2 protein-coding genes are annotated in these 3782 nt (G+C 44.9%); both read left to right on the forward strand.

All coding sequences use genetic code 11. The features are described 5' to 3' along the window. Nucleotides 1-184 precede the first annotated feature (184 nt). Nucleotides 185-2644: a TonB-dependent receptor domain-containing protein gene (locus ACMJ0U_RS07035; RefSeq protein ID WP_417129157.1), complete on the forward strand. Its 2460-nt coding sequence runs from the start codon at nt 185-187 to the stop codon at nt 2642-2644. A gap of 76 nt (nt 2645-2720) precedes the next feature. Beyond that, complete coding sequence (locus tag ACMJ0U_RS07040) at nt 2721-3566, forward strand: helix-turn-helix domain-containing protein (RefSeq protein WP_417129158.1); 846 nt, start codon at nt 2721-2723, stop codon at nt 3564-3566. Nucleotides 3567-3782: the final 216 nt, after the last annotated feature.

A 3782-nucleotide genomic window follows, 5' to 3' on the forward strand; every position in this document is an offset into this window, starting at 1 on the left:
AATAGTATTGATAATTAATCAAAAAGTATCCTTTTTATCCTCATCCAATGGTCTATTTTTAAAATATACTATCCTATCTTTCACTCCGTATATACTTATTTTATTCACAACCCGCCTAATCAATTTATTTTTTCACTATCTTTGAAACACCCGAAATAAAATAATCGGAAAAACACCTTAATTTATGAAACACAAAATTCTTGCCTACTTTACAGGCATCTTTACTTTTCTGATTCTAAGCGTATGCAACATTCATGCACAATTTTCCGTGAAAGGCACACTCGTTGACTCACTGACTCATGAAAGTGAACCTTACGCCACCATACGCATTACGCTTGACCAATCGCCGGAAAAACCGGTCAGAATGAATGTAACCGATGCAAAAGGCAAATTCCAGGAAAAATTGCCACAAACCGGGAATTATACCCTGCAAATTACTTCTGTGGGCAAACGTACCGTAATTCGCCGCTTCACCATATCCGAAACCAAGCGTGCAGCCGATCTGGGCACCCTATATACCTGCGATGATGCCCAAATGCTGAAAGGCGTGGAAGTGGTAGCCCAGAAACCACTTGTAAAAGCGGAAATCGACAAAATCTCCTACAGCATAGAAGACGACCCCGACTCCAAGACCAATACCACCCTTGAAATGCTGCGAAAGGTACCGCTCGTCACCGTCGATGGAGAAGACAACATACAGGTCAACGGCTCCAGCAATTTCAAGGTACACGTAAACGGAAAACCCAACACGCTGATGAGCAACAACCCGAAAGAAGTGCTCCGCAGCCTGCCAGCCAATTCCGTCAAGTCCATTGAAGTGATAACCGAACCAGGGGCCAAATACGATGCGGAAGGTATCGGAGGTATCCTGAACATCATCACGACCGATGCCAAGATGCAGGGTTACAACGTTACTCTCGGAGCCAATGCCAATAACATGGGGGTGTCGGGATATGCCTACGGAACAGTGCAGGTAGGAAAGCTCACCCTCACCGGAAACTATTCATACAACCATCAGAACCAGCCCCGCAGCCTTTCTGAAAGCGGACGTGAGGATTTCACTTCTACCGACTACCGCCATCTGCTGACACAAGGTTCTTCCAAGAGTACAGGGAATTTCCAGTTCGGAAACCTCGAAGGAAGTTATGAGATAGATAGTCTGAATCTGATTACATTCTCAGCCAACGTATTTGGAGGAAAATTTGATATACATGGCGATTCGCGCACCGTCATGAACGATAATGACTGGAAAGAACGCTACAGCTATCTGACCCTCAACCAGTCTACCAGCCAGTTTGGAAACATCGGTATCAATGCCGACTACCAGCATTCTTTCAGGAAGAAGGGAGAATACCTCACCTTATCCTACAAGTTCAACCACTCGCCGAACGGAAATAAGGCCGACACCGACTATGACCAAATAAAAGACGTACCTTTCAACCTGCCACACCAGTATTTCGACAACGACGCGCATACAGCGGAACACACGGCACAGATTGATTATGTCAATCCGCTGAATGAAGTCCATTACATGGATGCCGGCATGAAATACATTTTCCGTGAGAATTACAGCGACAGCCAGTATTTTCTGGAAAATGCAGAAGGTGAGATGGAGGCCAGTCAGGCCCTCTCAAGCAAATACCAGCAAGGACAGCACATCCTGGCTGCTTATGCCGACTACCAGCTGAAATGGAAAAAATTCGGGGCCAAAGCCGGTATACGCTATGAACACACATTTATGGACGTGGAATACGACTACATGCCCGAACGCAATTTCAAAGCCGGATTCGACGACGTAGTGCCTACCCTGAATTTGTCCTACATGTTAGGTACAAGCGCCAGCCTGCGCGCCAACTACAACATGCGCATCAACCGTCCGGGAATATGGTACCTGAATCCTTTCCGCGATACCAGCAACCCGACTTCCATCAGCTACGGTAATCCGGATCTGGATACGGAAAAGGCACACATTCTCGGAATGACATTCAATACCTTCAGCGCCAAGTTCAGCCTGAATGCCAACCTTACTTATACGTTTACCAACAACGGAATTGAGCGTTATTCTTTCATGAACAACGGGGTACAGGAAAATACGTACGGCAATGTAGGCAAGAGCCAGCGTACACGCCTGGCCTTATGGATGAACTGGAATCCGGGCAGCACCACTCGCCTCTCACTCAACACCAGCGGAAGCTACTCTGACTACCAGAGCAAGGAACTGAACTCACGCAACAGCGGATTTTCCGGTGACGTGTTTGCCAACGTGCAACAGACCATTCCCTGGGAACTACGACTCAGCCTTTACGGTGGTGGAAGCACGCCTTACGTATCCCTGCAAGGAAAAGGCTCTTCCTTCTATTATTATGGCATCAACCTGAACCGTTCTTTCCTGAAAGACAAACGGCTTAACATTTCGCTTTTTGCCAGCAATATTTTCCAAAAATACAACTCCTATAGCAGTGAGACGTGGGCAGACACATTCCGCTCATGGTCGGAAAGCAGCTACCCCTCACGCAGATACGGAATCAGCATCAGCTGGCGGTTCGGCGAATTGAAAACACAAGTAAAAAAGACACAGCGAAGCATCACAAACGATGATGTAAAAGCCGGAGGAGAGAACAAGGGTGGCGGAAATATGCAATAAAATCTGTAATTTTTCTATCTTTGCATAGGAACGTGCGATATACTCGGCATAAAAATCACGCAAAAAACAAAACAAGATGGAAAAGGAACTTCCTAAAATAGACTTGCCTGAAGAATGGCTGGTTGGTACCGGAATCAGCAAGGAACTGCTGGGATTATACAGAAACTATCCGGTACGTCTGAAATGTGAAATATTCGTACTTTGCACCTCCGGAGAGGTAGAGGCCTCGGTCAATCTGAATAAAATAAAGGTAGAAGCCAATGACTTTATCATTCTTACTCCAGGAAGTATATTTCAAGTGAACGATATCAAAGGAGAGCTGAACATTTATTTCGGAGGCTTTTCTTCACAATTTATGGAACACAATCTCCAGTCGCACTCTTTTCTGGACACGATGTATCTCACACTAGGACGTCCGGTTATCCGACTAAGACCGGAAGGCGCCAAAATGATGGAAGAATACATGCAACTGCTCATCAAGATGTATGAATTTCTTCCGGAAAAAATCAGGCCGGAAATCGCCACCAACCTGTATGCCGACATACATAAAGGTATATCCATGCTCTACCGGAACAAAACGGACGAAGTACACTCATTATCAAAGAGTGAACTGATTTGCCGCAACTTTGCCCAGCTGGTCATGCAGCATTACAACCAGACACGAAACGTAGCCTGGTATGCCGAGAAGCTACAGATTACGCATGCCCACCTTTGCACTACGGTGAAACAGATTACGGGGAAAACCTGCGTGGACATTATCTCGTCCATGGTCATCATGGATGCCAAGTCACAGCTGAAATCTTCACAGCTTTCCATACAGAACATCTCCGACTCACTGAACTTTGCCAATGTATCATTCTTTGGAAAATACTTCAAACGTTATGTCGGAATGAGTCCGCTGGAATACCGAAACAATGGATAAACAATTAATAAACAAGATATTATAAATTAGGAAGAATTTTCTTTCAAACAGTTTCAAAAAACACACTTGCGTTTAAAGGAAAACGCCGAAGAGTTTTGATTAAAACGCACTTACATTTTAGATAAAACGTCCTTACGTTTCAATCCAAACGCACTTGCGTTTCAAATCAAACGCACTTGTGTTTTTTAGCACTCCCCAAAGCCTATGAAAAAACAT

The sequence above is a fragment of the Phocaeicola sp. genome (assembly GCF_048170425.1).
GTDB lineage: Bacteria > Bacteroidota > Bacteroidia > Bacteroidales > Bacteroidaceae > Phocaeicola.